Here is a 22632-nt window from a genome sequence, read left to right on the forward strand (position 1 = left end):
GGTCAGGATAGCCGCATGACCTACCTGACCCCGCGGATCGCCCTGGTCGGCGACCGCTCCCCCGCCGTCCGCTCGCACGCCCGGATCCCGGGCCTGCTGGCCGCCCTCGCCGAGCACGACCACCTCGTCCTGGACGCCTACTGGATCCCGACCGGGGACGCCGCCGCACCCGGCGCCCTGGACGGCTTCGACGCGGTCTGGCTGCTGCCCGGCAGCCCCTACCGCAGCGAGGCCGGCGCGCTGGCCGCCGTCCGGGCCGCCCGCGAACGCGGCATCCCCTTCCTGGGCACCTGCGCCGGGTTCCAGCACGCGGTGCTGGAGTACGCCCGGAACGTCTGCGGCCTGGCCGGGGCCGTCCACGGCGAGGAGCACCCGGAGGCGGAGCAGCAGGTGATCGCCCCGCTGGCCTGCTCACTGGTCGGCCACGAGGGGGCCGTCGCGATCACCCCCGGGAGCCTCGCCGAGCAGGTCCTCGGCGCCACCCGCACCCAGGAGCGCTACCACTGCGCGTACGGCCTCAACTCCGCCTACCTGGACCGGCTGACCGCGCACGGCCTGCGGTTCAGCGGCGCGGACGCCTCGGGCGAGGTGCGGGTCCTGGAGCTGCCCGGACACCCGTTCTTCCTGGCCTCGCTGTTCCAGCCCGAGCTGTCCGGCGACGGCACCCGGGCACACCCCATGGTCCGCGCCCTGGCCCGCGCCGCCGTGGCGCACGCGGACTCCACGGCGGCGGTGACGAGCGCCTGACCCGACGCCGCGGCGGTGTCGACCACCCGGCCGGACCCCACGGGGGCGGCGACGAGCGCCCGGCCCGGCGGCGCACCGGCGGCGCACCGGCCGGGGCGCCCCGAGCCCGCCTCACATCGGCAGCGACCGCAGCCGCACCGGCCCCTCCGGCCACCCGGCCCCCGGCGCCAGCGGCGCCCACATGGTGCGCAGCGGCATCTCCGCCAGCCGTCCCTCCGGCTGCTCCACCGTCACCCCCTCCGCCACCTCCCGGAACCCGAGCCCCCGGTAGAACGCGGCCAGCGGCGGTCGGCAGAACAGCAGCGCGTACCGGTGGCCGAACGTGCGCGCGTGGTCGAGGGCGGCCCCGACCACGGCCCGCGCGAGGCCGCTGTGGCGCCGGTCGGGCGCGACGCAGACCCCGCCGACGCCCATGGCGGTCAGGTCGGTGCCGCCCACGGTGAGCGGCAGCGGCAACAGCCCGGTGTGGGCGACCAGTCGGCCGTCGGCGGCCCGGACACCGAAGTGGATCTCCTTGGGCAGGAAGGTCAGCCCGGTGTGGGCGACGCCGTACGGGTCCTCCCCGGGGCCGAGGATCTCCTCCTGCTCGGCGCGGCCGTACTGCGCGAGCCGTTCGACCACCGGCGGCCCGGCGGGGTGCGGCCCGGGCGAGAAACGATCATCCATCCCGCCATGCTCTCCTCCTGCCAGGGCCTTTAACCAGTCCCTTCCCAGCCACTCGGTCCGACGGCCGTCCCGGTGCCGCGCCGCTGTGGCAGCATGCCCCTCATGCAGCAGCCCACCGACCAGGCGGCCGCCGACCTCGCCGCACCGCTGCCCGGCCCGCCGCTGCACCTGCCCCGCCCGGTCCGCGCCCTCGCGCCGACCGCCCTGGTGCTGCTGGTCCTCGTCCCGCTCGCCGCCAACGACCCGGACGTCGGCCCGACCGCCTCGCCGGGGACCAACGCGGGCCTGATGGCGCTCGGCGCGCTCGCCCTGGCCCTGCGGCGCCGGCACCCGGCCGCGGTCGCCGCGGTCACCCTGCTGAGCGGCCAACTCCCGCTGGCCGTCGCCCTCTACGGGCTGGCCGCGCGGCGCGGCCGGACCGCGCCGGTGTACGTCCTGGCGGCGCTGGCCGGACTGCGGCTGCTCGTCCCGTTCGACCTCGGGGACGTCGACGCCCCGTCCGAGCTCGCCAACCTGATCGAGGACCCGCTGGTCTTCGGCGCCGTGCCGCTCGCCCTCGGGCTGACCTCCCACCAGCGCGCCCGCACCGTCGCCGTGCTGGCCGAACGCAACCGGCTGCTCGGCGAGCGCAACCGGCTGCTGGAGGAGGCCCGCCGGCACGCCGAGGAGCGCGCGGTGGCCGCCGAACGCGCCCGGCTCGCCCGGGAGATGCACGACGTGGTGTCCAACCGGGTCTCGCTGATCACCCTGCACGCGGGCGCCGGGCAGGTCGCCCGGGCCGAGGACCCGGCCGCCGTCCGGGAGACCCTCGGCCTGATCCGCGCCCTCGGCCTCCAGGCGCTCACCGAACTGCGTGACCTGCTGGGCGTGCTGACCACCTCCGCCGAACAGGCGCCCTCGCTGCGCGGGCTGCCCGCCCTGGTCGAGGAGTCCCGGCTGGCCGGACTGGCGGTCGGGCTGACCGTCAGCGGACCGGACGAGGGGCTGCCCGACCCGGTGCCCGCCGTGCAGTACGCGGCCTACCGGATCGTCCAGGAGGCGCTGACCAACGCGCACAAGCACGCCCCGGCCGCCGAGGTGGCCGTCACCGTCGAGGTCGCACCGGACGGGCTGCGCCTGACGGTGGTCAACTCCCCCGCCGCCGACGGGGACGCCGAAGCCGCCGGCGGGCGGGCCGATCACCCGGAACTGCCCTCCGGCGGCCACGGCCTGCACGGCATGCACACCCGGGCCGGCGACCTCGGCGGCACCCTGCACGCCGGGCCGACGCCCGAGGGCGGCTTCGCCGTCCGGGCCCGGCTGCCGCTCGGCGCCGCCTGAACGGAGAGGCCCTGCCCGAACGGAGAAGTGCCGCCCGATCGGAGAGGTGCCGCCCGGGCCGGGCCTGCCCGGTCCGGCGTCAGACCGTCGCGCGCCGCGCCAGCTCCGCCCAGACCTCGTCCACCCGCGCCTCCAGCTCCGCCAGGCCGCCGCTGTTGTCGATCACCAGGTCCGCGATCGCCAGCCGGTCCTCCCGCGAGGCCTGCGCGGCCATCCGGGCCCGGGCCTCCTCCTCGGCCATCCCGCGCAACCGCACCAGCCGGTCCAGCCGCACCTCGTCGGCCGCGTCCACCACCACGACCAGGTCGTACAGCGGCGCCAGGCCGTTCTCGGCCAGCAGCGGCACGTCGTGCACCACGACCGCGTCCGGCGCGGCCGCCGCCTCCAGCTCGGCGGAGCGGGCCCGCACCAGCGGGTGGACGATCGCGTTCAGCGCCTTCAGCCGCTCCGGGTCGGCGAACACGACCGCCCCGAGCGCCGGACGGTCCAGCGCGCCGTCCTCCCGCAGCACCTGCGGTCCGAACTCGGCGACCACGGCCGCCAGACCGTCCGTTCCGGGGGCGACCACCTCGCGGGCGATCACGTCCGAGTCCACGATCACCGCGTCGCGCGCGGCGAACAGCCGGGACACCTCGCTCTTGCCCGCGCCGATGCCACCCGTCAGTCCGATCTTCAGCATGGCGTCAGGCTACCGGCGCGGCACCGGGCCCGTCAGTACGGGCCACGGACGAGGAGCACCGTCGGCACGGGCCACCGACGAGGAACACCGTCGACGCGGGCCACCGGCGGGCAAGGCCGTCAGCCCAGCTCCAGGCTCTCGCCCTCCCCCAGCACCGTCAGCTCCGCGCCCGTGCCCGGCCCCTGCGGCCCGACCAGCCGGGTCTGTACCGCGAACCCGATCGGGCTGAGCACCGCCTCGTGCACCGGCACCGCCTGGCGCGGCCCGGCCTCCCGGACGTAGTCGATCACCTCGGAGGCCTTGCTCCAGGGCGCCGCGAGCGGCAGCAGCAGGGTGTCCACGGCGTGCGGCGGCACGGTGAACGCGTCACCGGGGTGGAACAGCCGACCGTCGAAGAGGAAGCCGATGTTCTGCACCCGCGGGATGTCCGGGTGGATCTCCGCGTGCCACTCGCCGTGCACCGAGACGCCCAGCCCGCCGATCTCGAAGGCGTCGCCCTCGCCGACCGCCTCGATCCGCTGCGCCACGCCGTCCAGCTGGGCGGCGACGGCCCGGTTGGTCCACACCCGCAGGGCCGGGTCGGCCTCCAGCGCGGCGCGCAGCCGGGACTCCTCGAAGTGGTCCATGTGCTCGTGGGTGATCAGGACGGCGTCCGCCCCGGCCAGTGCGGCGGGGTCGGTGAACGATCCCGGATCGACGACGACGGTGGTGCCGCCGTGCTCGACGCGTACGCAGGCGTGTCCGAACTTGGTGATTCGCATGGCAAAAACCATACAGCAATGCTGTACAGCCTTGCTGCATGAATTGCCGATAGACTTCTCCCATGCCCAGCGAAGCCCCGCACCCGGACACCCTGGAACTCGCCGCCGACCTGCGCGCCGCCCTCGGCACCCTGGTCCGCTCCCTGCGCACCGACGACGAACTGCCGCAGAACCAGGCCGCCGTCCTCGGCCTGCTGGTCCGCGACGAGCTCTCCTGCACCGTCGCCGAACTCGCCGCGCTCCAGCGGGTCCGCCACCAGTCGATGGCCCGCACCGTCGCACTGATGACCGAGGCCGGGCTGGTCACCCAGCAGCCCCACCCCACCGACGGCCGCAAACTGCTGGTCGCCGCCACCGAGGCCGGCCGCGACGCGCTGCTCGACCAGCGCGCGCGCCGCGAACACCTGATCGCCACCGCGATCGAGTCCCGCCTCGACCCCGCCGAACAGGACCGGCTCCGCTCGGCGGTCGACCTGCTACGCCGGCTGGGCTGAACCCACCAGGCCCTTGGGCACACCGCCCCCGGACCCGACAACCTCGGATCCGGCACTCTCGGACCCGACGCCGTCCGACCCGACGGCCTCGACCCCGACGCCGTCCGACCCGGCACTCTCCGACCCGGTCCCGGCGCGCGGCACCGGGAGCACCGCCGGCTCGATCTCCGGCAGGTCGACGTGCTCGCTCAGCCCGAACCGCCGGTGCAGTCGCCGCAGCGGGCCGGGCGCCCACCAGTTGAACTCGCCGAACAGGCTCATCGCGGCGGGCACCAGCAGGCAGCGCACCAGGGTGGCGTCCACCGCGACGGCGACGGCCAGCGCGATGCCCATCTGCTTGACCATCAGCATGTCCCCGAGCGCGAACCCGGCGAAGACGATCACCATCAGCAGCGCCGCCGAGGTGATGATCCGACCGCTGCGCTGCACGCCCAGCTCCACCGCCCGGACGCAGTCGTGCCCGCGCAGGGTCAGCTCCCTGATCCGGGAGAGCAGGAACACCTCGTAGTCCATCGACAGCCCGAAGGCGAAGGCGAAGACCAGCACCGGGATGAAGGTCTCCAGCCCGCCGGTCGGGCTGAACCCGAGCAGCCCGCTGAACCAGCCGTCCTGGAACACCAGGGTGAGCGCGCCGAGCGAGGCGCCCAGCGAGAGCAGGTTCATCAGCAGCGCCTTAACCGGCATCACCACCGAGCCGGTCATCAGGAAGAGCAGCACCAGGGTGCCGACCGCGACCAGCCCGAGCGCCCACGGTCCGCGCGAGAGCAGCTCGTCCTGGAAGTCCACCACCGAGGCCGCGCCGCCGGTGACGTAGGTGGTCAGCCCGCCGCGGTCGGCCCGCAGCTCCTCCACCACCTGCTTGGCCTGCCCGCCCTGCGGGTCCCCGTGCACCAGCACGTCGATCGTGGAGACCGCGTCGCCCACCGGCGACACCGCCCGCACCCCGCTCACCCCGGGCAGCTTGGCGACCACGTCGTCCGCGTACGCCTGCGCCACCGACGCCCCGCCCTCGACCACCACGGTGATCGGTGCGGCCGAGGCCTGCGGGAAGCGCTGGTCGATCGTCTCGGCGACCTGCCGCCCGGCCGAGGAGGCGGGCAGCACCGCGGCGCCGGAGTTGCGCATGTCGGCGTGGAGGAACGGCGCGCCGGCCGCCATCAGCAGCGCCACCGAGGCGAGGGTGACCGCCACCGCCCGCTTGCGCACCCGGCGCACGGTCCGGCTGAAGAACCCCTCGTCCGCCACGGGCGCGGCGGGTGTCCTGATCCGCGCGCCGGCGAAGCCGAGCAGTGCGGGGATCAGGGTCAGCGCGGCGGCGACGGCGATCACCACCACGCTCACCCCGGCGGCCGCCACCGCGCCGAGCACCGGGCTGGTGAAGACGAACAGTCCGGAGAGCGCGACGGCGACGGTCAGCCCGGAGAAGGCCACGGTGCGTCCGGCGGTCGCCGCGGTCCGTTCGACGGCGGCGGCGATGTCCGCGCCGTGGCCGCGTTCCTCGCGGAAACGATTCACCATGAGCAGCGCGTAGTCGATCGAGAGCCCGAGCCCCAGCACCGTGGCGATCGGCAGCACGCTGGTGTCGATGTCCATGATCCGGCTGAAACCGAACATGGCCAGCAGCGCGCCGCCCACCGAGGCGACCGCCCCGATCACCGGCAGCGAGGCCGCCGCCAGCCCGCCGAAGACCAGCACCATGACGATCAGCGTGAGCGGCAGCGTCACGATCTCGCCGAACCGGGTGTCCTTCTCGGTCTGCTGCTTGACCTCCTGCTGGAGCACCAGGTCCCCGCCGACCGTGACATGGGCGCCGCCCGCCCCGTTCAGCGCGCCGAGCCGCTCGGTGACGGCGTCGGTCTGGGCGGTGCTCGCGGTGTCGGCCATCCGCACGGTGACCAGGCTCGCCGTCCCGTCGGCGGAGCGCAGCGCGGCCGGCGCCGGGCCGGAGCCGTACGCGTCGAGCGCGGAGGAGACCCCCGGCAGGGCGGCGATCTCGGCGGTGGCCTTCTCGACGGCGGCCTTCACCGCCGGATCGTCCACCGGCCTGCCGTCCACCACGGCGGTCACGGTGCCCTTGGCCGGGTCGGCCGCGGCGACCACCGCACTGCCCCGGTCGGCCTCGGCGCTGGCGGAGGAGGCCCCGGCCACCGAGCCCTCGAAGACGCGTCCCCCGATCAGGACCCCGACCACCAGGACGACGGCCCACAGGCCGAGCACCCAGCGACGGTGGCGGAAGCAGAACCGGCCGAGGGCCGCGAGCCGGCCGCCGACCACGGCGGTGGGGGCGGAGGCAGAGGCGGAGGTGGGGGCGGGGGTGGCGAAAAAGGGGTTTCGCATGAAGGAGCCTTTCGGGCAGCTCCCCTCAATCTAGGTGCAACCCGAACTCCGGCCTATAGATGGGCAATGAGCCTCATCTCACACTTTCCTTCACATAAACCACACATAAGTCAAAGCGTGATAAGTCATGGCGAAAAACGAAATGGGCCCCACCCGGAAATCCGGGTGGGGCCCACCGTCTAGCTATCGGCTAGCGGGAAGCGAGAGCCTCAGCTCTGGCCACCGGCCAGCTTCTCGCGCAGAGCGGCCAGGGCCTCGTCGGAGGCCAGGGCGCCCGAGCCCTCGTCGCTGCTGGACGAGTAGGAACCACCGGCGGCAGCGGCGACGGCGTCGCCACCCTCCTCCGCGGCCTGGGCGTCGGCCTCGCGGCTCTTGATGACCTGGGCCTGGTGCTGCTCGAAGCGGGACTGCGCCTCGGCGTACTGGCGCTCCCACTCCTCGCGCTGCTTCTCGAAGCCGGGCAGCCAGTCGTTCGCCTCGGGGTCGAAGCCCTCCGGGTAGATGTAGTTGCCCTGGTCGTCGTACGAGGCGGCCATGCCGTACAGGGTCGGGTCGAACTCGACCTCGGCCGGGTTGGCACCCAGGGCCTCGTTGGCCTGCTTCAGCGACAGGCTGATGCGACGACGCTCGAGGTCGATGTCGATGACCTTGACGAAGATCTCGTCGCCGACCTGGACGACCTGCTCCGGGATCTCGACGTGGCGCTCGGCCAGCTCGGAGATGTGGACCAGACCCTCGATGCCCTCGTCCACGCGGACGAACGCACCGAACGGAACCAGCTTGGTGACCTTACCCGGGACGACCTGACCGATCTGGTGGGTCCGGGCGAACTGCTGCCACGGGTCCTCCTGGGTCGCCTTCAGCGACAGGGAGACGCGCTCGCGGTCCATGTCGACGTCGAGAACCTCGACGGTGACCTCCTGGCCGACCTCGACAACCTCGGACGGGTGGTCGATGTGCTTCCAGGACAGCTCGGAGACGTGCACGAGGCCGTCGACGCCACCCAGGTCCACGAAGGCACCGAAGTTGACGATCGAGGAGACGACGCCGGAGCGCACCTGGCCCTTCTGCAGGGTGGTGAGGAAGGTCTGGCGGACCTCGCTCTGGGTCTGCTCCAGCCAGGCACGGCGGGACAGGACCACGTTGTTGCGGTTCTTGTCCAGCTCGATGATCTTGGCCTCGAGCTCCTTGCCCACGTAGGGCTGGAGGTCGCGGACGCGACGCATCTCGACCAGCGAGGCGGGGAGGAAGCCCCGGAGGCCGATGTCGAGGATGAGACCACCCTTGACGACCTCGATGACGGTACCGGTGACGATGCCGTCCTCTTCCTTGATCTTCTCGATCGTGCCCCAGGCACGCTCGTACTGAGCGCGCTTCTTGGACAGGATGAGACGACCCTCCTTGTCCTCCTTCTGGAGAACCAGGGCCTCGATGTTGTCACCGACGGCGACGACCTCGTGCGGGTCAACGTCGTGCTTGATCGAGAGCTCGCGGGACGGGATGACGCCCTCGGTCTTGTAACCGATGTCGAGGAGAACCTCGTCACGGTCGACCTTCACGATGACGCCCTCGACGATGTCGCCATCGTTGAAGTACTTGATGGTCTCGTCGATGGCGGCGAGGAAGGCCTCCGCGTCGCCGATGTCGTTGACCGCGACCTGCGGGGTGGTGCTGAGGGAGGAGTCGGTGGGGCTCGTCATTAGGAAAAGGGCTCCGGTACGGACATGAAAGTCGTAGGTAATGCCACGCGGAGGGCCCGTATCGCTCCCACCGAAAGCCGGACAGCCAAGAACACGGCACACCGGGATTCCCGTACAACGAGAACCGGCGTCCGTCTTGCGACCGTGGGGTCTTCGACAGATGCGAGCGCGACCTGCTCCGTCCGAGGCGCGCAGGCCCGCAGCGCAACTTGTAGCATACGGGGACGGCCAGGCACGGTCAATGCCGAAGGACGGCAAGACGGTGGAGCCCGGTACGGATCAGGCCATATCCTCCGAATGCGCGCCTTGCGGCGACACCCGAAGGGGCCACGTCCCCGGATGCCACCGCCAGGATCCGGACCCTGACGGGCCGGTTCGCGGCAGCGGCGCTTCCGCATTCCATACCCTACGCGATGGGCATTGTCACCGTGGCCACCACCCCCCAGTCGGACCTGCACGATCTTGACACCTCCCCCGCGCGGGCCGAGGAGGAGGACGGCGACGACGCGATCCGCCGCGAGGCCGGCACCGGGGAGAGCAGCCGCGCCAGCCGGCACTGGTGGGACCGCAACGCCGACGAGTACCAGGACGAACACGGCGAGTTCCTCGGCGACGACCGCTTCACCTGGTGCCCCGAAGGCCTGGACGAGGCCGACGCCCGCCTGCTCGGCGAGGTGGCCGGCCGGGACGTCCTGGAGATCGGCGCCGGCGCCGCCCAGTGCTCCCGCTGGCTCGCCGCCCGGGGCGCCCGGCCGGTCGCCCTGGACATCTCCTACCGCCAGCTCCAGCACTCCCGCCGGATCGACCTCGGCCGCGGCACCGACCCCGTCGCCGTCGTCCAGGCCGACGCCGCCGTCCTGCCCTTCGCCGACGCCTCCTTCGACCTCGCCTGCTCCGCCTACGGCGCCGTCCCGTTCAGCGCCGACACCACCGCGCTGATGCGCGAGGTCCACCGGGTGCTGCGGCCCGGCGGGCGCTGGGTGTTCTCGGTGACCCACCCGATCCGCTGGGCCTTCCCGGACGAGCCCGGCGTCGAGGGCCTCACCGCGGTGTCCTCCTACTTCGACCGCACCCCCTACGTCGAGCAGGACGAACAGGGCCGCGCCACCTACGTCGAACACCACCGCACCCTCGGCGACCGGGTCCGCGAACTCGTCACCGCCGGCTTCCGGCTGGTGGACCTGGTCGAGCCCGAGTGGCCGGCCGGACTGGAACAGGAGTGGGGCGGCTGGTCCCCGCTGCGCGGGCGGCTGATCCCCGGCACGGCGATCTTCGTCACCGAGCGGGGCTGAGCCCCTCCATGAACCCGGCCTGGCGCGAACTGCCCGTCCGCACCGCCCTGCCCGCCCTGCACCGCGCGTTGGACGAACACGGCACCGCCGTCCTCGCCGCACCGCCCGGCACCGGCAAGACCACCCTGGTGCCGCTCGCCCTGGCCGGACTGCTCGATCCGGGCGGTCCGGTGCGCCGGGTGCTGGTCGCCGAGCCCCGCCGGCTCGCGGTACGGGCGGCCGCCCGGCGGATGGCCTGGCTGCTCGGCGAACCGGTCGGCGGCCGGATCGGCCACACCGTGCGCGGCGAGCGCACGGCGGGCCCGGACACCGTGGTCGAGGTGGTCACCACCGGCGTGCTGCTGCAACGGCTCCAGCGCGACCAGGAACTGCCCGGCGTGGACGTGGTGGTGCTCGACGAATGCCACGAACGGCACCTGGACGCCGACACCGCGCTCGCCTTCCTGCTCGACGTCCGGGCGGCACTGCGGCCCGAACTGCGGCTGGTCTGCGCCTCGGCCACCTCCGACACCGAGGCCTGGGCCGAACTGCTCGGCGGCGCGCCCGTGGTGGAGGCGCACGGGACGTCCCACCCGGTCGAGGCGGTCTGGGCGCCGCCGCCCCGCGCCGTCCGGCCCGCCCACGGCACCCGGGTGGACCAGGCCCTGCTCGACCACGTCGCCTCGACCGTCCGGCGGGCCCTGAACGAGCGCGACGGCGACGTGCTCTGCTTCCTGCCCGGCGTCGGCGAGATCGCCCGGGTCGCCGGGCAACTGGGCGGCGTCACGGCCGAGGTGCTGCAACTGCACGGCCGCGCCCCGCAGGCCGTCCAGGACGCCGCCCTCACCCCGTCCCCTTCACGGCGGGTCGTCCTCACCACCGCCGTCGCCGAGTCCAGCCTCACCGTGCCGGGCGTACGGGTCGTGGTCGACGCCGGACTGGCCCGCGAACCCCGCACCGACCACGCCCGCGGACTGGCCGGGCTGGTCACCGTCCGGGCCTCCCTCGCCGCCGCCCGCCAACGCGCCGGCCGCGCCGGACGCGAAGCCCCCGGCACCGTCTACCGCTGCTGGAACGAGGCCGAGGACGCCCTCGCCGCCCGCTTCCCCACCCCCGAGATCGCGCTCGCCGACCTCACCCCCTTCGCTCTCCAGGCCGCCTGCTGGGGCGACCCGGACGCCACCGGCCTCGCCCTGCCCGACGCCCCGCCCGCCGGGGCGATGGCCGCCGCCCGACAGACCCTCCAAGCCCTCGGCGCCGTGGACGCGGACGGGCGGGCCACGGCCCGCGGCGTCCGGCTCGCCCGCACCGGGCTGCACCCCCGGCTCGGCCGCGCCCTGGTCGACGGCGCGGCGGCAGTCGGTGCGCGGCGGGCCGCCGAGGTGGTCGCGCTGCTCTCCGAGGAACCGCCGCGCGCGCTCGGCGACGACCTCGGCGCGGTCTGGCGGACTGTCCGCTCCTCCCGGGACCCCTACGCGGGCCGCTGGCGCGACGAGGTCCGCCGCCTCCTGCGCGGCGCCGGCTCCGAACCCGCCACCCAGCTCTCCGACGGCGCCGCCGCCGGCCTCGTCGTCGCCCTCGCCTTCCCCGAACGCATCGCCCGCGCCCGGGTCGACAAGCCCGCCCCCGGCGAGCGCAGCCCGTACCTGATGGCCTCCGGGACGGCCGCCGAACTCGCCCCCGGCACCACGCTCGGCGCCGTGCCCTGGCTCGCCGTCGCGGTCGCCGACCGCCCGGCGGGGTCGCACTCGGCCCGGGTACTGCACGCCGCGGCGCTGGACGAGGACACTGCTCTGGTCGCGGGTGCGGCGCTGCTCACCAACCGGGCCGAAGTCCACTGGGACACCCGGCGCGGCGAGGTCGTCTCCCGCCGGGTGGAGTCCCTGGGCGCGATCGAGCTCGCCGAGAAGCCCCTCGACCGCCCCGACCGGGCGCTCGTCCGGTCAGCCCTCCTCGAAGGCCTCACCCGCGAGGGCATCAGCACCCTGCTGACGTTCCCCTCTGGCCTTCGCGAACGCCTCGCCTTCCTCCACACCGCCCTCGGCACCCCCTGGCCCGACGTCAGCGACGAGGCTCTGCTTGAGCGCGCCGACGAGTGGCTGGAGCCCGAACTCTCCCGCGCCCGCCGCCGCTCCGACCTCGCCCGGATTGATACGACGGCCGCCCTCCAGAGGCTCCTCCCCTGGGCCACCGGCGAGGCAGGCCGACTGGACGACCTCGCCCCCGAACGCATCACCGTGCCGTCAGGATCGAAGATACGAGTCGACTACACCACCGAACGCCCGGTGCTAGCGGTCAAGTTGCAAGAACTCTTCGGCTGGACCAAGACTCCCATCCTGGCCGGAGGACGCGTTCCGCTGACCATCCACCTGCTCTCCCCCGCCGGCCGCCCCGCCGCCGTCACCGGTGATTTGGAGAGCTTCTGGCGCGAGGGCTACCGCGCCGTCCGCGCTGATCTCAGGGGTCGTTACCCCCGCCACCCCTGGCCCGAAGACCCGACCACAGCCGAACCCACCCGCCGCACCAACACCCGGAAATAGCGACGGAAGACCCCACTACCCATCTGGGTAGTGGGGTCTCGGGCAGCTCGCACGGTGCGCCAGACGTCGCCGAACTCGCCGTCTCGAACGGCTGCAACGAACGACCGCCATACATCGGCGCGGAAGGCCAGGGCAGGACCTCGGGGCCTTGGAGTCACAGACGGGGACGATGCCGGGCCATCCTGTCGGATGCCTCGATGCACTGTCCGCCGTTGCTGCTGTAGCTGGACTTGAAGTGCAGGGCGACCTCCAGGCCGCCGTCGCCTCCTTCGTAGGCAGCCATACCAATCGAGGACACGGCCCCTCCGTCTCCCGTATGACCCGGCTCAAGCCCAGGGCGCCGCGACGCCGGCCCTCTGCTGACGGACCCCTCCAAGCACCAGGTCAGCGCGAGCGGCCGAGCAGCGCGCCCGTCTCCGCGCGCCGGTTCCAGGCGATGACGGCCAGCGGCACCATGAAGAGGAACGGGGTCCCGGCGTTCTCGCCGTGCATCGCGGTGAGCTGGGTAACGAACGCGAACGACAGGAAGACGATCAGCGCCGTCGCGGCCGGCCCGGCCAGCCGGCGGACCAGCAGGCCGACCGCTCCGGCCAGCTCCACCAGTCCGGTCAGGTACATGAACCAGTGGCCTGCACCGATGGCGTCGAAAATGGTCGTGGCGGCGGGGAGCGCGAGCAGCTTGGGCAGCGCGCTGGCCAGGGCGAAGAAGAGCGCGAGCAGGATCCGCAGCGTCCAGACCACCCGGACCACGGCCTTGCTGGACCTCGCGGCGGTGGCGGTGGTCGTGGTGGCGGCGGTGGCGGTGCTGGACATTTCAGGTCTCCCTGGTCGGCTGTCGTTGCTTTCCCAGGTTTGACCGCCGCCACCGCCTGAACTCATCGGTCCCGGGAGAAGAAGTCTTCCGGCAGCCCCACTCCCAGCGCCAGCAGCTCGCCGACGGTCTGCCGCCCACGGATCAGCCCGGCCCGATCGCCCTCGACCGTGACCTCCGGGATCAGCGGTCTGGAGTTGCAGTTCGACGACATGCTCGCCCCACATGCGCCGGTGTCGTGGAAGACCACCAGGGTTTGCGTAGCCGAACAGCGAGCGGTGGCTAGCGCACCACGGGGATCATCCCGGAGCGCCAGTCGGCCAGCCGCTTGCGGATGCTCGGCAGCATCGGCAGCCCGTCCGTTTCGGCCGGGGTGAACCACGCCACCTCGTGGGACTCGTCGGACACCCGCAGCTCCCCGCCGAGCGGGCGTCCGAGGAGGCAGATGGAGAACTCCTGGCGGACCTCGCCGTCGTCGTAGGCGAAGACGTGGCCGGGGTCGGTGTAGGTGCCGACGATCCCGGTGATCTCGACCTCGATGCCGGTCTCCTCGCGGGTCTCGCGGACACCGCACCCGGCGAGCGACTCCCCGATGTCCATCCTGCCGCCGGGCAGGGCCCACATCCCGTTGTCGGTACGTCGCTGGAGCAGAACGCGGCCCGTATCGTCGACCACGACCACGGACGCGGCCGGGACCAACGAGTTCGCCTCGGGGGCGTTCGGGTCGTCCTGGTAGTCACGCCTGGACATGATCCGCCACCTCCGTTGCCGGGATCGCCCATACATCACGCCCGTTCGCCCACAAGTCTTCGACGTGACCAGCGAAGCGATCGAACACACCATCGTCCTGGGCTCGCCTGAAATGCATCATCGGAGCGTCGTGGCCGATCCTACCGGGCAGCAGTGGTGTGACGATCATGTCGTCGTCGAAGCGGAAGACGCTGAGTGAGACGTGTGCGGTCTCATATCGCGCGTCAATCGACGTGTCCCGCAGCTTTGCCAGTTCAGACAGGGTGACCTCAATCCGGGTCGACAGACTCAGTGGGACGTCCTCCTCCAGCTCACGCCGACAGGTGACCGGGTGTCCGGGCTCGCCAAGGATGAAGCGGATGCGAACTCCAGCCGCCGCCTTCTGCCGAAGCAAACTGCCGAAGTTCGCGTGCTCAAGCCACAGGAAGTAGTTGGTGTACCCAGCGAACGTCAGTTCCCGGGTTGCCCCCTTCATCAGCTGACGCCACAGCATGGCCGGCGCCGCCGACCGGTACGGATACATCTGCACCAGCTCCCGATCCGGCCCCGACTTCACCAGCTGCTGTACGGACGGCCAGAGCACGGTTTCCTCCTCACCGAGGGCCCGGCTGGCCGCTGAGCGGTGTCGGGCATGCGGCTCGCGCGAGGGGTTCGCGAGCCACCGGTCGACGGTCTTGGGGTCGACACCGCACACACGCGCGAGCTTGGACGAGGTCATGTTGGCACGGGCCATTGCGTCACGGAGTGGGCTGTTCACCGACTGGCCTTCCACATTAGGGACGTTTCAAGGTCTATCAGTCAGACATCCCAAATGTCCCGCAAACGCGGTATGACGTCCCGTCAGGCTGCCCGACGATTCGAGCGTGACAGATGCCGCGCCGCCCACCCGCACCCAGCGTGTCCCTTCCGCGCTACCCGACCATGACCAGTACGGCCGTGTGCAGGGCGTCATTGACAGCCTCCTCCACATGGACTTGACCGGGCTGGGTCGTCTGTCAGAACACGGGCGGTCGGGCCCAGCTTCGCCACCATCCCACACCGTCCGCTCCTGCTGGTACCCAAAGGCTCCTGGCTTCGCCCATAGGGAGGCTGTCGGCTCCATTCACGGCGGACCTGCACGTCGCCGGGGCCTCACTCCTGATACAGCGCCCCGTCCGCATCCGCGGCATCGGCCCTGACCGCGCCCAGTCCCTCACCACTGCGGTGGCCCGCCACGACTGCCGACGCCGACATGACGGCCGCCCTCTCCCCTTCCAGGGCGTCCCGGTCCCGGGAGGCTGATCAAGGCCCCGGCCAGAGGCAGATCCGCACTCCATTCGCATGCCCCCTCTCCGTCCCTTCGAGGTACTCCCCCATGCTCAAAACCCACCGTCGCCCCCGCATGTTCGTCGCGCGCCTCGACTCCCGTACCGAGTCCACGCCCCTGGCCCGCTACCTCCTCCGCGCGTACCTCTCCGCCCTCCCCGCCGGCGACCGCTACGCCGATACCGCCGAACTGTTGCTCGGCGAACTGTTCGCCAACGCCGTCCAGCACTCCGACGCCCCCGACGACTGCCACATCGAGGTCCGCTTCACCGTCACCGGCTCCCGCCTGCGCCTGGAAGTCCACGACGCCGGCACCGACCACCCCACCCCCCGAACCCCGACCCCCAACGACGAACACGGGCGTGGCCTGCTCCTCGTCAACGAACTCGCCGAACGCTGGGGCAGCGCCAACCGCCCCGGCGGCATCGGCAAGTACGCCTGGGCCCTCGTCGCGCCCGCCCCCGGCCCCACCATCTCGCTCGTCACCGCCTGAAAGACCGACCCCCCCATGCACCTCACCACCCTCGCCGGCCACGCCCTCTCCCGCGGCCGCACCCCCGCCGACACCTACGCCCTCCTCGCCCGCCGCACCCACAAGCCCCTCCCCTCCGCCCGCGCCGTCTGCCTCGCCCTCACCATCCCCCTCGCCGAAACCACCCGCCGCCTGGCCGACTGCCACGACGCCCTCCTCGCCAACCCCCGCCCCGGCACCGAGACCGACACCGGCGAACTCCTCGAAGCCCTCGGCGTCTTCGACGTCCCCGCCTCCCTCACCGACACCGAACTCACCGTCGTCGACCACTTCCTCACCGCCATCGACGCCATGGGCGGCATCCGCCCCGGCCACCACCACGGACTCACCCGCTGGTTCACCACCGGCAACCTCACCGCCGCCTACCTCTCCCTCACCGCCGCCCGACCCCTCCCCCGCACCGGCAACCCCACCCGCTACTGGACCACCCTCGTCACCGCCGGCGAACTCCTCACCACCACCCCCAACCCCGACACCCGCCTCACCTACGCCCTCACCCACTGCCGCACCCAAGCCACCCGCACCTGACCAACACCCCTTGCTGCGCAGGAAGTCGGCCCCACCGACTTCCTGCGCACCCCCACCGCCCCGCCGCGCGGAAGACCGGCGAGCTTCGACGTCCTGCCGCTTCAACCATGCGCCCCTGGACGAGTGGCTCGACCTGCCGATGTTCTTCGCCGGCTGCACCATGGACGCCAACTCGGCGTACCTCGCCTCGGCCGGTTCCACCCCGATCGTCGACGGGCTCGTGAACCAGCCCTCGGGCGAGCGCCGGCACCGGATCCTGGCTGCCACCGCGCCGGGCGCAGCGAAGAAGTTGCGCTCGATCCCCTTGACCTGTGGGCAAGTCGGGCTCTCGGTCGGGTCCGATCTCGTCCGGGGTTGTCGACGCGCGCGTGGACCGGGGGCGCGGTCGGGCCGACAATTCCCGCGCGCACTCGCGGTGGGTGCACCAGAATGCCCGCATGGAAACGGACACCGTGGCGGAGTTGGTCACGCGGGCACTGGTGGCGGCGCGCGCCATCGCCGCTTCGGACGACCCGGACGACCATGACGGCTGGGCCGAGTACGTATCGCTGCTGTGGCAGGCGGCCGCCGACAGGGCGGCGCTGCCGCTCGGCCTGGAGCTGATCGGTTCGGCCGATCCGATCGAGCGCGGGGCGGGCTGCGACCTGCTGCGCGACGCCTGCTATCACCACGAGGCGGTCCGCGTCGGGACGGCCACCGCGCTGGTCGCCCTCGCGCAGCGGGAGACCGAGGCCGACGTACTGCGGTCCCTGGCGCGCGCGATCGAGCAGACGCACGACCCGCGCGCCGTCCCCGTCCTCGTCACCCTCGCCGGGCATCCCGACGCCGAGGTCCGCGAGGGGGTGGCCCGCTCGTTCGCGGAGGTCCTCACCGGCCTACCGGACGGGCCGGACATCCGCACCCTCATCGGGCTGAGCCAGGACCCGGACCCGGAGGTCCGCAACTGGGCGACGTTCACCCTCGGCGTCCAGTCCGAGGTGGACAGCCCCGCGATCCGGGCCGCGCTCTGGGAGCGGACGGCCGACGAGCACGCCGACGCCCGTACGGAGGCGATCCGCGGACTGGCCAGTCGGCACGACCCCCGCGCCGTCCCGCTCCTGGCCGAACTGCTCGGCAACCCCGAGGACGCGCACCTCCTCACGTTCAGCGCGGCGCCGATCGCGGACGTCCTCGAACCGCTGCCGGCCCTCCCGGAGTACGAGCCCGGCGAGGACTGGGTCACCGATGCCGTGAACGCCTGCAACCCGGCTCGGCGGGCCCGCCTGGACGCCTTCGCCTGGGAGCTGGTCTGCACGCTCGACCGGCTCCGCCCCGACCTGGGCGCCGCCGTCTCCATGGAACGCTTCGGCTGGGGCCGCTCCCTCGGCCTCGACGCCGCCTTCGGGTCGTCGAGCTACGACATCGAGGCGCTGCTCGCCCGCGCGGACGGCGACCCCGCGCGCGCTGCCGAGCTGGTCACGGCCGACCTGCCGAGCACCCTGCCCGGTTCCCCTCCCGGCCCTCGGTGTGGATCCAGGCCACTTTGTCGATGACGGCTGCCACGCCTCTGCCCCGTACGCAGTGCGGTGGTACCGGAAGCGCCGAGTGCCTGCCCGGCGCCAGGAGGAGTCACGGCCCCCTACTCTTCGCCCATGCATCTCAGAAGATCCACAACCTTGCTGATCGGAGCACTGGCTCTGGTCAGCGCGTGCTCCAGCACGCCTGTCCCGCTCGCGGCGCACGGGAGTGGCGCGCGGGCCAAGCTGAACGCCGCCGAGCTCCAAGGTCGCTGGTGGAGCTGGGCGGCTTCGAGCAGCAGCGACTCGAACCCGGTCTCGGATCCGGACGGCCACCTGTGCGCCCGGGGACAGAAGGGCGGCGTCTGGTTCCTGGCCGGCACCTTCGGCGGGGCCGTGACGCGTTCGTGCACAGTGCCCGCGGCACGGCCGGTGGCTTTCCCCCTGGTGAACCTCTTCGGCGAAACGGACGACTGCAACGCCTTCATGGCCACGGCACAGGGGAGCGCCGTCCTCGACGGCCAAGCGCTGGAACCCGATCGGTACGAGGCCACAGCCGTGCAGATCAGTGCGGTGGCCGGCAATCCGCTCACCCGGGACGGGGGGCGGTTCCGTACCCAGGCCTGCGGACTCTGGGTGCAAGTGGAACCGCTGGCCCTGGGCAACCACACACTGAGCATCAGAGGCTCGTCGGGATCCTTTGCCGTCTCCGTGGACTACAAGCTCCAGGTCTCGGCGGGCTGAAGAACGGCCCGGTTCGATCAGTGACGTGTCGGAACAGCCGAGCGGTCGGCTGCTTCGCGTCAGTGGGTGTGGTTCGGCCGGCCCGGGGTGGGGGTGTCCATCGTCTGCCCCGGGCGCAGGATCGGGATACCGGTCTGGACGGGCCCGCAGGTGATGATCCGGCCGGCCGAGTCGTGGAAGCACTTGCCCTGCGGGTCCGATTCCTCGGCGGTCGCCGTCGCGCCCACCGCGCCCACTGCGCCCACTGCGCCCACTGCGCGCCGGACCGGCAGGATCGTAGCGGCGGGCCCGGACACTCGCGTGCCCGGGCCCGTGCGGCAGCGGTGCCGTCAGTGCGCGGCGGCCTCCCAGTTGGGGCCGACGCCGACCGAGACGTCCAGCGGGGCACGCAGCGGGTAGGCGCCCGCCATCTGCTCGCGGACGACGGCCTCGACCTGCTCGCGCTCGCCCGGGGCCAGCTCCAGCACGATTTCGTCGTGCACCTGGAGCAGCATCCGGGAGGTGAGGCCGGCCGTACGCAGCGCTTCGTCCACCCGGAGCATGGCGATCTTGACGATGTCGGCGGCCGAGCCCTGGATCGGGGCGTTGAGGGCCATCCGCTCGGCCATCTCGCGGCGCTGGCGGTTGTCGCTGTTGAGGTCCGGCAGGTAGCGGCGGCGGCCGAGCAGGGTCTCGGTGTAGCCCGTCGCCCGGGCCTCGTCGACGACCCGGCGCAGGTAGTCCCGCACGCCGCCGAAGCGCTCGAAGTAGGTGTCCATCAGGCCCTGGGCCTCGGCGGGCTTGATGCCGAGCTGCTGCGAGAGCCCGTACGCGGAGAGTCCGTACGCCAGGCCGTAGGACATGGCCTTGATCTTGCGGCGCATCTCGGCGTCCACCGCGGCGCGCGGCACCTCGAAGACCTGGGAGGCGACGGTGGTGTGGAGGTCCTCGCCGGAGGCGAAGGCCTCCAGCAGCGCCTCGTCCTCGGACAGGTGGGCCATGATCCGCAGTTCGATCTGGGAGTAGTCGGCGGTGAGCAGCGACTCGTAGCCCTCGCCGACGACGAAGGCGCGGCGGATCGCCCGGCCCTCCTCGGTGCGGACCGGGATGTTCTGCAGGTTCGGGTCCTGCGAGGAGAGTCGGCCGGTGGCGGCGACCATCTGGTTGAAGGTGGTGTGGATCCGGCCCTTGGGCGAGACGGTCTTGAGCAGGCCCTCGACGGTGGTGCGCAGCTTGGCCTGGTCGCGGTGGCGCAGCAGGACGACCGGCAGTTCGTTGTCGGTCTGGGTGGCCAGCCAGGTGAGCGCGTCGGCGTCGGTGGTGTAGCCGGTCTTGATCTTCTTGGTCTTGGGGAGTGCGAGCTCGCCGAAGAGGATCTCCTGGAGCTGCTTGGGCGAGCCGAGGTTGAACTCGTGCCCGGCGGCGGCGTGCGCCTCCTCCACCACGCGCTGGATCTCGGCGGCGAACTGGGCCTCCAGGCCGGTGAGCCACTCGCGGTCGGCGGCGATGCCGTAGCGCTCCATCCGGGCCAGCAGGGCGGCGATGGGCAGTTCCATGTCGTGCATCAGCTCGGCGGCGCCGACCTCGCCGAGGCGGGTGTCGAAGAGCGCGGCGAGGTCGAGTACGGCGCGGGCCTGGAGCATCAGCGACCGGGCGGCGGCCGTCTCGTCCTCCTCCGGTGCATCGAAGGAGAGTTGGCCGCTCTCGGTGGCGGGGGCCGGGGTGAGCGAGCGCGCCAGGTACTCCTCGGCGAGCACCTCCAGGGTGAAGGTGCGGCGGCCGGGCTTCTCCAGGTAGGCGGCGAGCGCGGTGTCGGCGACGACGCCCTCGATGGTCCAGCCGCGCTCGGCGAAGGCGCGCATGACCTGCTTGGCGATGTGCAGGGCCTTGGGGGCGCCGGCGTCGGCGAGCCAGGCGGCGAAGGCCCGCTCGTCCTCCTCGGCGAGCAGCGCCGGGTCGAACCAGGCGGCCGTCTCCCCGGCGGCGAGCGCCACTTCGGTGACCTCGCCGGCGCCGAGCGCCCACTGGTAGACGGCGGCGAGCGCGACGGTGGTCTTGCCGTCGGAGGCGTGCTCGGCGAGCCAGGCGGCCAGGGTGCCGGGGTCGGTGAGGAGTTCGCCGTCCACCTCGACGCCGGGGGCGAGCTCGGCTTCGGCGGTGTCCGAGCCGGTGGTCGGGTCGATGCCGAAGACGCGGTCGCGGAAGTTGGCGTTGCGGAACTCCAGCGACTCCATCAGGGTGCCGACGGCGTCCTTGTCGAAGGGCTTGCGGTCCAGGTCGGTGACGCCGAGCGGGAGTTCGACGTCGCGGACCAGCTCGGTGAGCACCCGGTTGCGCTTGACCGAGTCGAGGTGGTCGCGCAGCTTCTCGCCGATCTTGCCCTTGACCTCGTCGGCGCGGGCGACGAGTTCGTCGAAGGAGCCGAACTGGTTGACCCACTTGGCGGCGGTCTTCTCGCCGACGCCGGGGATGCCGGGGAGGTTGTCGGACGGGTCGCCGCGCAGCGCGGCGAGGTCCGGGTACTGGCGCGGGGTGACGCCGTACTTCTCGGCGACCTTCTCCGGGGTGTAGCGGGTGAGCTCGGAGACGCCCTTGGTCGGGTAGAGCACGGTGACGTGGTCGGTGACCAGCTGGAGCGAGTCGCGGTCGCCGGTGACGATGTCGACGTCGTAGCCGGCCGCCTCGGCGGCGGTGGCCAGGGTGGCGATGATGTCGTCGGCCTCGAAGCCCTCGGCCGTCAGCCGGGGGACGTGCATGGCGTCGAGCAGTTCGCCGATCAGGCCGACCTGGCTGCGGAACTCGTCCGGCGTCTTGGCGCGGTTGGCCTTGTAGTCGGGGAACTCGACGGAGCGGAAGGTCTGCCGGGAGAGGTCGAAGGCGACGGCGAGGTGGGTGGGCTGCTCGTCCCGGACGGTGTTGGCGAGCATCGAGGCGAAGCCGTAGACCGCGTTGGTGGGCTGGCCGGTGGAGGTGTTGAAGTTCTCCACGGGCAGGGCGTAGAAGGCCCGGTAGGCCATCGAGTGCCCGTCGAGCAGCATCAGCCGGGGCCGCGGGCCGGCCCCGCCGCCACCCGTCGCGCCCTTGTCCGTACTCTGCGTAGCCACGTCAACGTCCGTTCCTGCCGATTCCACTACCGGCCACCGATCCTATGGCCCGGCACCGACAAAAAGGACGCCGCGCCGGTTCGGCCGCGGCTGCTACCTATGAGTAGGACGGTCGTACGATCACAGGCGGCACATCCCCCCAGCAGATCCCAGCGGCAGGAGTTCCCCCATGACCGATGCGGCCCCCGGCACCGCCCCCCTCGACGTCCCCGGCAGCGCCCCCGACACCACTCCCGACACCGCCCCCGTCCTGAACGTCCCGCAGGACGTGCTGGACCACTTCGCCAAGCTCGGCGTGAACCCGGAGACCTTCTCGGGCGGCCACCTCGGCGAGAAGCTCGGCATCCGGATCGTCGAGGCCTCCGGCGACCGCGTGGTCGGCACCATGCCGGTGGAGGGCAACCAGCAGCCGTACGGGCTGCTGCACGGCGGCGCGTCGGCGGCGCTGGCCGAGACGCTGGGCTCGATCGGGGCGATGCTGCACGCCGGTCCCGGCCGGTACGCGGTCGGTGTGGACCTCAACGCGACCCACCACCGCTCGGCCACCTCCGGGCTGGTGACCGGGGTGGCGACGGCCGTGTTCAAGGGCCGCACCGCGGCCACCTACGAGATCGCGATCACCGACGACACCGGCCGGCGGATCACCAGCTGCCGGCTGACCTGCATGCTGCGCGACCTCTGACGGCGGCTCCGACCGCGCCCTCCCGCCCGACAACGTCCCCACCGGAACCGCGAGTTCACTCCGGACAACATCAAGTCCCTTTTCCGCCCCCTTGTTTGACCTTCCGCCACCCTGGGCAGGCGTTGGTCTGGACAAGGGGGCCTTCACATGTCCGGGCGCGGTCGGTGCAAACCCGCCCCTGTAACG

22 protein-coding genes are annotated in these 22632 nt (G+C 72.5%); 10 read left to right on the forward strand and 12 right to left on the reverse strand.

Going from position 1 to position 22632, the window contains the following annotated elements; translation table 11 throughout:
* The first annotated feature begins 15 nt into the window (after window positions 1–15).
* The gene (locus ACZ6EM_RS21520; protein ID WP_465773020.1) at window positions 16–747 is read left to right on the forward strand and encodes a CTP synthase C-terminal region-related (seleno)protein; all 732 of its coding nucleotides are present in this window, start codon (window positions 16–18) and stop codon (window positions 745–747) included.
* Window positions 748–858: 111 nt separating this feature from the next.
* Here ACZ6EM_RS21520 and ACZ6EM_RS21525 read toward each other — a convergent pair whose 3' ends face one another.
* Window positions 859–1413, reverse strand: coding sequence for a GNAT family N-acetyltransferase (locus tag ACZ6EM_RS21525; RefSeq protein ID WP_452178632.1), 555 nt, complete (start codon window positions 1411–1413; stop codon window positions 859–861).
* A gap of 102 nt (window positions 1414–1515) precedes the next feature.
* Between ACZ6EM_RS21525 and ACZ6EM_RS21530 the strand changes: the two genes are divergently transcribed.
* Window positions 1516–2733 carry a sensor histidine kinase gene (locus ACZ6EM_RS21530; RefSeq protein ID WP_465773021.1) on the forward strand — a complete coding sequence of 406 codons (1218 nt, stop codon included), beginning with the start codon at window positions 1516–1518 and terminating at the stop codon, window positions 2731–2733.
* A gap of 79 nt (window positions 2734–2812) precedes the next feature.
* On the opposite strand, the gene coaE is transcribed toward ACZ6EM_RS21530, so the two are convergent.
* Window positions 2813–3412 (reverse strand): dephospho-CoA kinase, encoded by a 600-nt coding sequence (gene coaE / locus ACZ6EM_RS21535; RefSeq protein ID WP_401046817.1) that lies wholly within the window; start codon window positions 3410–3412, stop codon window positions 2813–2815.
* Between the two features lie 119 nt (window positions 3413–3531).
* Window positions 3532–4173 (reverse strand): MBL fold metallo-hydrolase, encoded by a 642-nt coding sequence (locus tag ACZ6EM_RS21540; RefSeq protein ID WP_380545528.1) that lies wholly within the window; start codon window positions 4171–4173, stop codon window positions 3532–3534.
* Window positions 4174–4235: 62 nt separating this feature from the next.
* On the opposite strand from ACZ6EM_RS21540, the gene ACZ6EM_RS21545 reads away from it, so the two are divergent.
* Window positions 4236–4667, forward strand: coding sequence for a MarR family winged helix-turn-helix transcriptional regulator (locus tag ACZ6EM_RS21545; RefSeq protein ID WP_401046821.1), 432 nt, complete (start codon window positions 4236–4238; stop codon window positions 4665–4667).
* Here the strand turns inward: ACZ6EM_RS21545 and ACZ6EM_RS21550 are convergent.
* Both ACZ6EM_RS21550 and rpsA read right to left on the reverse strand, forming a co-directional pair.
* Complete coding sequence (locus ACZ6EM_RS21550; RefSeq protein WP_465773022.1) at window positions 4650–7004, reverse strand: MMPL family transporter; 2355 nt, start codon at window positions 7002–7004, stop codon at window positions 4650–4652. The two genes, ACZ6EM_RS21545 and ACZ6EM_RS21550, sit on opposite strands and share 18 nt — an antisense overlap.
* A 209-nt stretch (window positions 7005–7213) precedes the next feature.
* On the reverse strand, window positions 7214–8704 hold the full coding sequence (rpsA, locus tag ACZ6EM_RS21555) for a 30S ribosomal protein S1 (RefSeq protein ID WP_049653883.1): 1491 nt from the start codon (window positions 8702–8704) through the stop codon (window positions 7214–7216).
* A 413-nt stretch (window positions 8705–9117) separates the two neighbouring features.
* Between rpsA and ACZ6EM_RS21560 the strand changes: the two genes are divergently transcribed.
* Both ACZ6EM_RS21560 and hrpB read left to right on the forward strand, forming a co-directional pair.
* On the forward strand, window positions 9118–9996 hold the full coding sequence (locus ACZ6EM_RS21560) for a class I SAM-dependent methyltransferase (RefSeq protein ID WP_380545534.1): 879 nt from the start codon (window positions 9118–9120) through the stop codon (window positions 9994–9996).
* Between the two features lie 8 nt (window positions 9997–10004).
* Entirely contained in the window at window positions 10005–12515 is a 2511-nt protein-coding gene (hrpB, locus tag ACZ6EM_RS21565; RefSeq protein WP_465773023.1) for an ATP-dependent helicase HrpB, read from the forward strand.
* A gap of 154 nt (window positions 12516–12669) precedes the next feature.
* On the opposite strand, the gene ACZ6EM_RS21570 is transcribed toward hrpB, so the two are convergent.
* The 5 genes from ACZ6EM_RS21570 to ACZ6EM_RS21590 form a co-directional block, all read right to left on the reverse strand.
* Window positions 12670–12798 (reverse strand): DUF397 domain-containing protein, encoded by a 129-nt coding sequence (locus ACZ6EM_RS21570; RefSeq protein ID WP_401054921.1) that lies wholly within the window; start codon window positions 12796–12798, stop codon window positions 12670–12672.
* 101 nt (window positions 12799–12899) lie between these two features.
* Window positions 12900–13328, reverse strand: coding sequence for a DoxX family protein (locus tag ACZ6EM_RS21575; protein WP_465773024.1), 429 nt, complete (start codon window positions 13326–13328; stop codon window positions 12900–12902).
* Between the two features lie 62 nt (window positions 13329–13390).
* Window positions 13391–13540, reverse strand: coding sequence for a hypothetical protein (locus ACZ6EM_RS21580; RefSeq protein WP_401054923.1), 150 nt, complete (start codon window positions 13538–13540; stop codon window positions 13391–13393).
* Between the two features lie 68 nt (window positions 13541–13608).
* Window positions 13609–14076 carry an NUDIX domain-containing protein gene (locus ACZ6EM_RS21585; protein ID WP_401054924.1) on the reverse strand — a complete coding sequence of 156 codons (468 nt, stop codon included), beginning with the start codon at window positions 14074–14076 and terminating at the stop codon, window positions 13609–13611.
* Entirely contained in the window at window positions 14063–14794 is a 732-nt protein-coding gene (locus ACZ6EM_RS21590) for an XRE family transcriptional regulator (RefSeq protein WP_401054925.1), read from the reverse strand. The genes ACZ6EM_RS21585 and ACZ6EM_RS21590 overlap by 14 nt, the downstream gene beginning before the upstream one ends.
* Window positions 14795–15457: 663 nt before the next feature.
* On the opposite strand from ACZ6EM_RS21590, the gene ACZ6EM_RS21595 reads away from it, so the two are divergent.
* The 4 genes from ACZ6EM_RS21595 to ACZ6EM_RS21610 all read left to right on the forward strand — a co-directional run bounded on the left by ACZ6EM_RS21595 (window position 15458) and on the right by ACZ6EM_RS21610 (window position 18681).
* A complete protein-coding gene (locus ACZ6EM_RS21595) occupies window positions 15458–15874 on the forward strand; it encodes an ATP-binding protein (RefSeq protein WP_465773025.1) in 417 nt (138 codons plus the stop codon).
* A gap of 15 nt (window positions 15875–15889) precedes the next feature.
* Window positions 15890–16441 carry a hypothetical protein gene (locus ACZ6EM_RS21600; RefSeq protein ID WP_465773026.1) on the forward strand — a complete coding sequence of 184 codons (552 nt, stop codon included), beginning with the start codon at window positions 15890–15892 and terminating at the stop codon, window positions 16439–16441.
* A 437-nt stretch (window positions 16442–16878) separates the two neighbouring features.
* Window positions 16879–17973 carry a HEAT repeat domain-containing protein gene (locus tag ACZ6EM_RS21605; protein WP_401051926.1) on the forward strand — a complete coding sequence of 365 codons (1095 nt, stop codon included), beginning with the start codon at window positions 16879–16881 and terminating at the stop codon, window positions 17971–17973.
* Window positions 17974–18072: 99 nt separating this feature from the next.
* Window positions 18073–18681, forward strand: coding sequence for a signal protein (locus ACZ6EM_RS21610; RefSeq protein WP_465773027.1), 609 nt, complete (start codon window positions 18073–18075; stop codon window positions 18679–18681).
* Window positions 18682–18740: 59 nt separating this feature from the next.
* Here ACZ6EM_RS21610 and ACZ6EM_RS21615 read toward each other — a convergent pair whose 3' ends face one another.
* Both ACZ6EM_RS21615 and polA read right to left on the reverse strand, forming a co-directional pair.
* A complete protein-coding gene (locus ACZ6EM_RS21615) occupies window positions 18741–18926 on the reverse strand; it encodes a hypothetical protein (protein ID WP_465773028.1) in 186 nt (61 codons plus the stop codon).
* 84 nt (window positions 18927–19010) lie between these two features.
* The gene (gene polA / locus ACZ6EM_RS21620) at window positions 19011–21698 is read right to left on the reverse strand and encodes a DNA polymerase I (protein ID WP_465773065.1); all 2688 of its coding nucleotides are present in this window, start codon (window positions 21696–21698) and stop codon (window positions 19011–19013) included.
* Window positions 21699–21933: 235 nt separating this feature from the next.
* Here polA and ACZ6EM_RS21625 point away from each other — a divergent pair, with 235 nt between their 5' ends.
* A complete protein-coding gene (locus tag ACZ6EM_RS21625) occupies window positions 21934–22446 on the forward strand; it encodes a PaaI family thioesterase (RefSeq protein WP_452178428.1) in 513 nt (170 codons plus the stop codon).
* The last annotated feature ends 186 nt before the right edge of the window (window positions 22447–22632 follow it).

This window comes from Kitasatospora sp. NPDC041917 (assembly GCF_055589745.1).

Bases quoted from the DNA above. Each gene is read 5' to 3' on its own strand.
- coaE (WP_401046817.1), bottom strand. From the start codon at position 3,412: ATGCTGAAGATCGGACTGACGGGTGGCATCGGCGCGGGCAAGAGCGAG.
- ACZ6EM_RS21575 (WP_465773024.1), bottom strand. From the start codon at position 13,328: ATGTCCAGCACCGCCACCGCCGCCACCACGACCACCGCCACCGCCGCG.
- ACZ6EM_RS21610 (WP_465773027.1), top strand. From the start codon at position 18,073: ATGCATCTCAGAAGATCCACAACCTTGCTGATCGGAGCACTGGCTCTG.
- ACZ6EM_RS21625 (WP_452178428.1), top strand. From the start codon at position 21,934: ATGACCGATGCGGCCCCCGGCACCGCCCCCCTCGACGTCCCCGGCAGC.
- ACZ6EM_RS21540 (WP_380545528.1), bottom strand. From the start codon at position 4,173: ATGCGAATCACCAAGTTCGGACACGCCTGCGTACGCGTCGAGCACGGC.
- hrpB (WP_465773023.1), top strand. From the start codon at position 10,005: ATGAACCCGGCCTGGCGCGAACTGCCCGTCCGCACCGCCCTGCCCGCC.
- ACZ6EM_RS21580 (WP_401054923.1), bottom strand. From the start codon at position 13,540: ATGTCGTCGAACTGCAACTCCAGACCGCTGATCCCGGAGGTCACGGTC.
- ACZ6EM_RS21600 (WP_465773026.1), top strand. From the start codon at position 15,890: ATGCACCTCACCACCCTCGCCGGCCACGCCCTCTCCCGCGGCCGCACC.
- ACZ6EM_RS21595 (WP_465773025.1), top strand. From the start codon at position 15,458: ATGTTCGTCGCGCGCCTCGACTCCCGTACCGAGTCCACGCCCCTGGCC.
- ACZ6EM_RS21550 (WP_465773022.1), bottom strand. From the start codon at position 7,004: ATGCGAAACCCCTTTTTCGCCACCCCCGCCCCCACCTCCGCCTCTGCC.
- ACZ6EM_RS21545 (WP_401046821.1), top strand. From the start codon at position 4,236: ATGCCCAGCGAAGCCCCGCACCCGGACACCCTGGAACTCGCCGCCGAC.
- ACZ6EM_RS21585 (WP_401054924.1), bottom strand. From the start codon at position 14,076: ATGTCCAGGCGTGACTACCAGGACGACCCGAACGCCCCCGAGGCGAAC.
- ACZ6EM_RS21560 (WP_380545534.1), top strand. From the start codon at position 9,118: ATGGGCATTGTCACCGTGGCCACCACCCCCCAGTCGGACCTGCACGAT.
- ACZ6EM_RS21530 (WP_465773021.1), top strand. From the start codon at position 1,516: ATGCAGCAGCCCACCGACCAGGCGGCCGCCGACCTCGCCGCACCGCTG.
- ACZ6EM_RS21590 (WP_401054925.1), bottom strand. From the start codon at position 14,794: ATGACCTCGTCCAAGCTCGCGCGTGTGTGCGGTGTCGACCCCAAGACC.
- ACZ6EM_RS21525 (WP_452178632.1), bottom strand. From the start codon at position 1,413: ATGGATGATCGTTTCTCGCCCGGGCCGCACCCCGCCGGGCCGCCGGTG.
- polA (WP_465773065.1), bottom strand. From the start codon at position 21,698: ATGCTGCTCGACGGGCACTCGATGGCCTACCGGGCCTTCTACGCCCTG.
- ACZ6EM_RS21605 (WP_401051926.1), top strand. From the start codon at position 16,879: ATGGAAACGGACACCGTGGCGGAGTTGGTCACGCGGGCACTGGTGGCG.
- ACZ6EM_RS21520 (WP_465773020.1), top strand. From the start codon at position 16: ATGACCTACCTGACCCCGCGGATCGCCCTGGTCGGCGACCGCTCCCCC.
- rpsA (WP_049653883.1), bottom strand. From the start codon at position 8,704: ATGACGAGCCCCACCGACTCCTCCCTCAGCACCACCCCGCAGGTCGCG.
- ACZ6EM_RS21570 (WP_401054921.1), bottom strand. From the start codon at position 12,798: ATGGCTGCCTACGAAGGAGGCGACGGCGGCCTGGAGGTCGCCCTGCAC.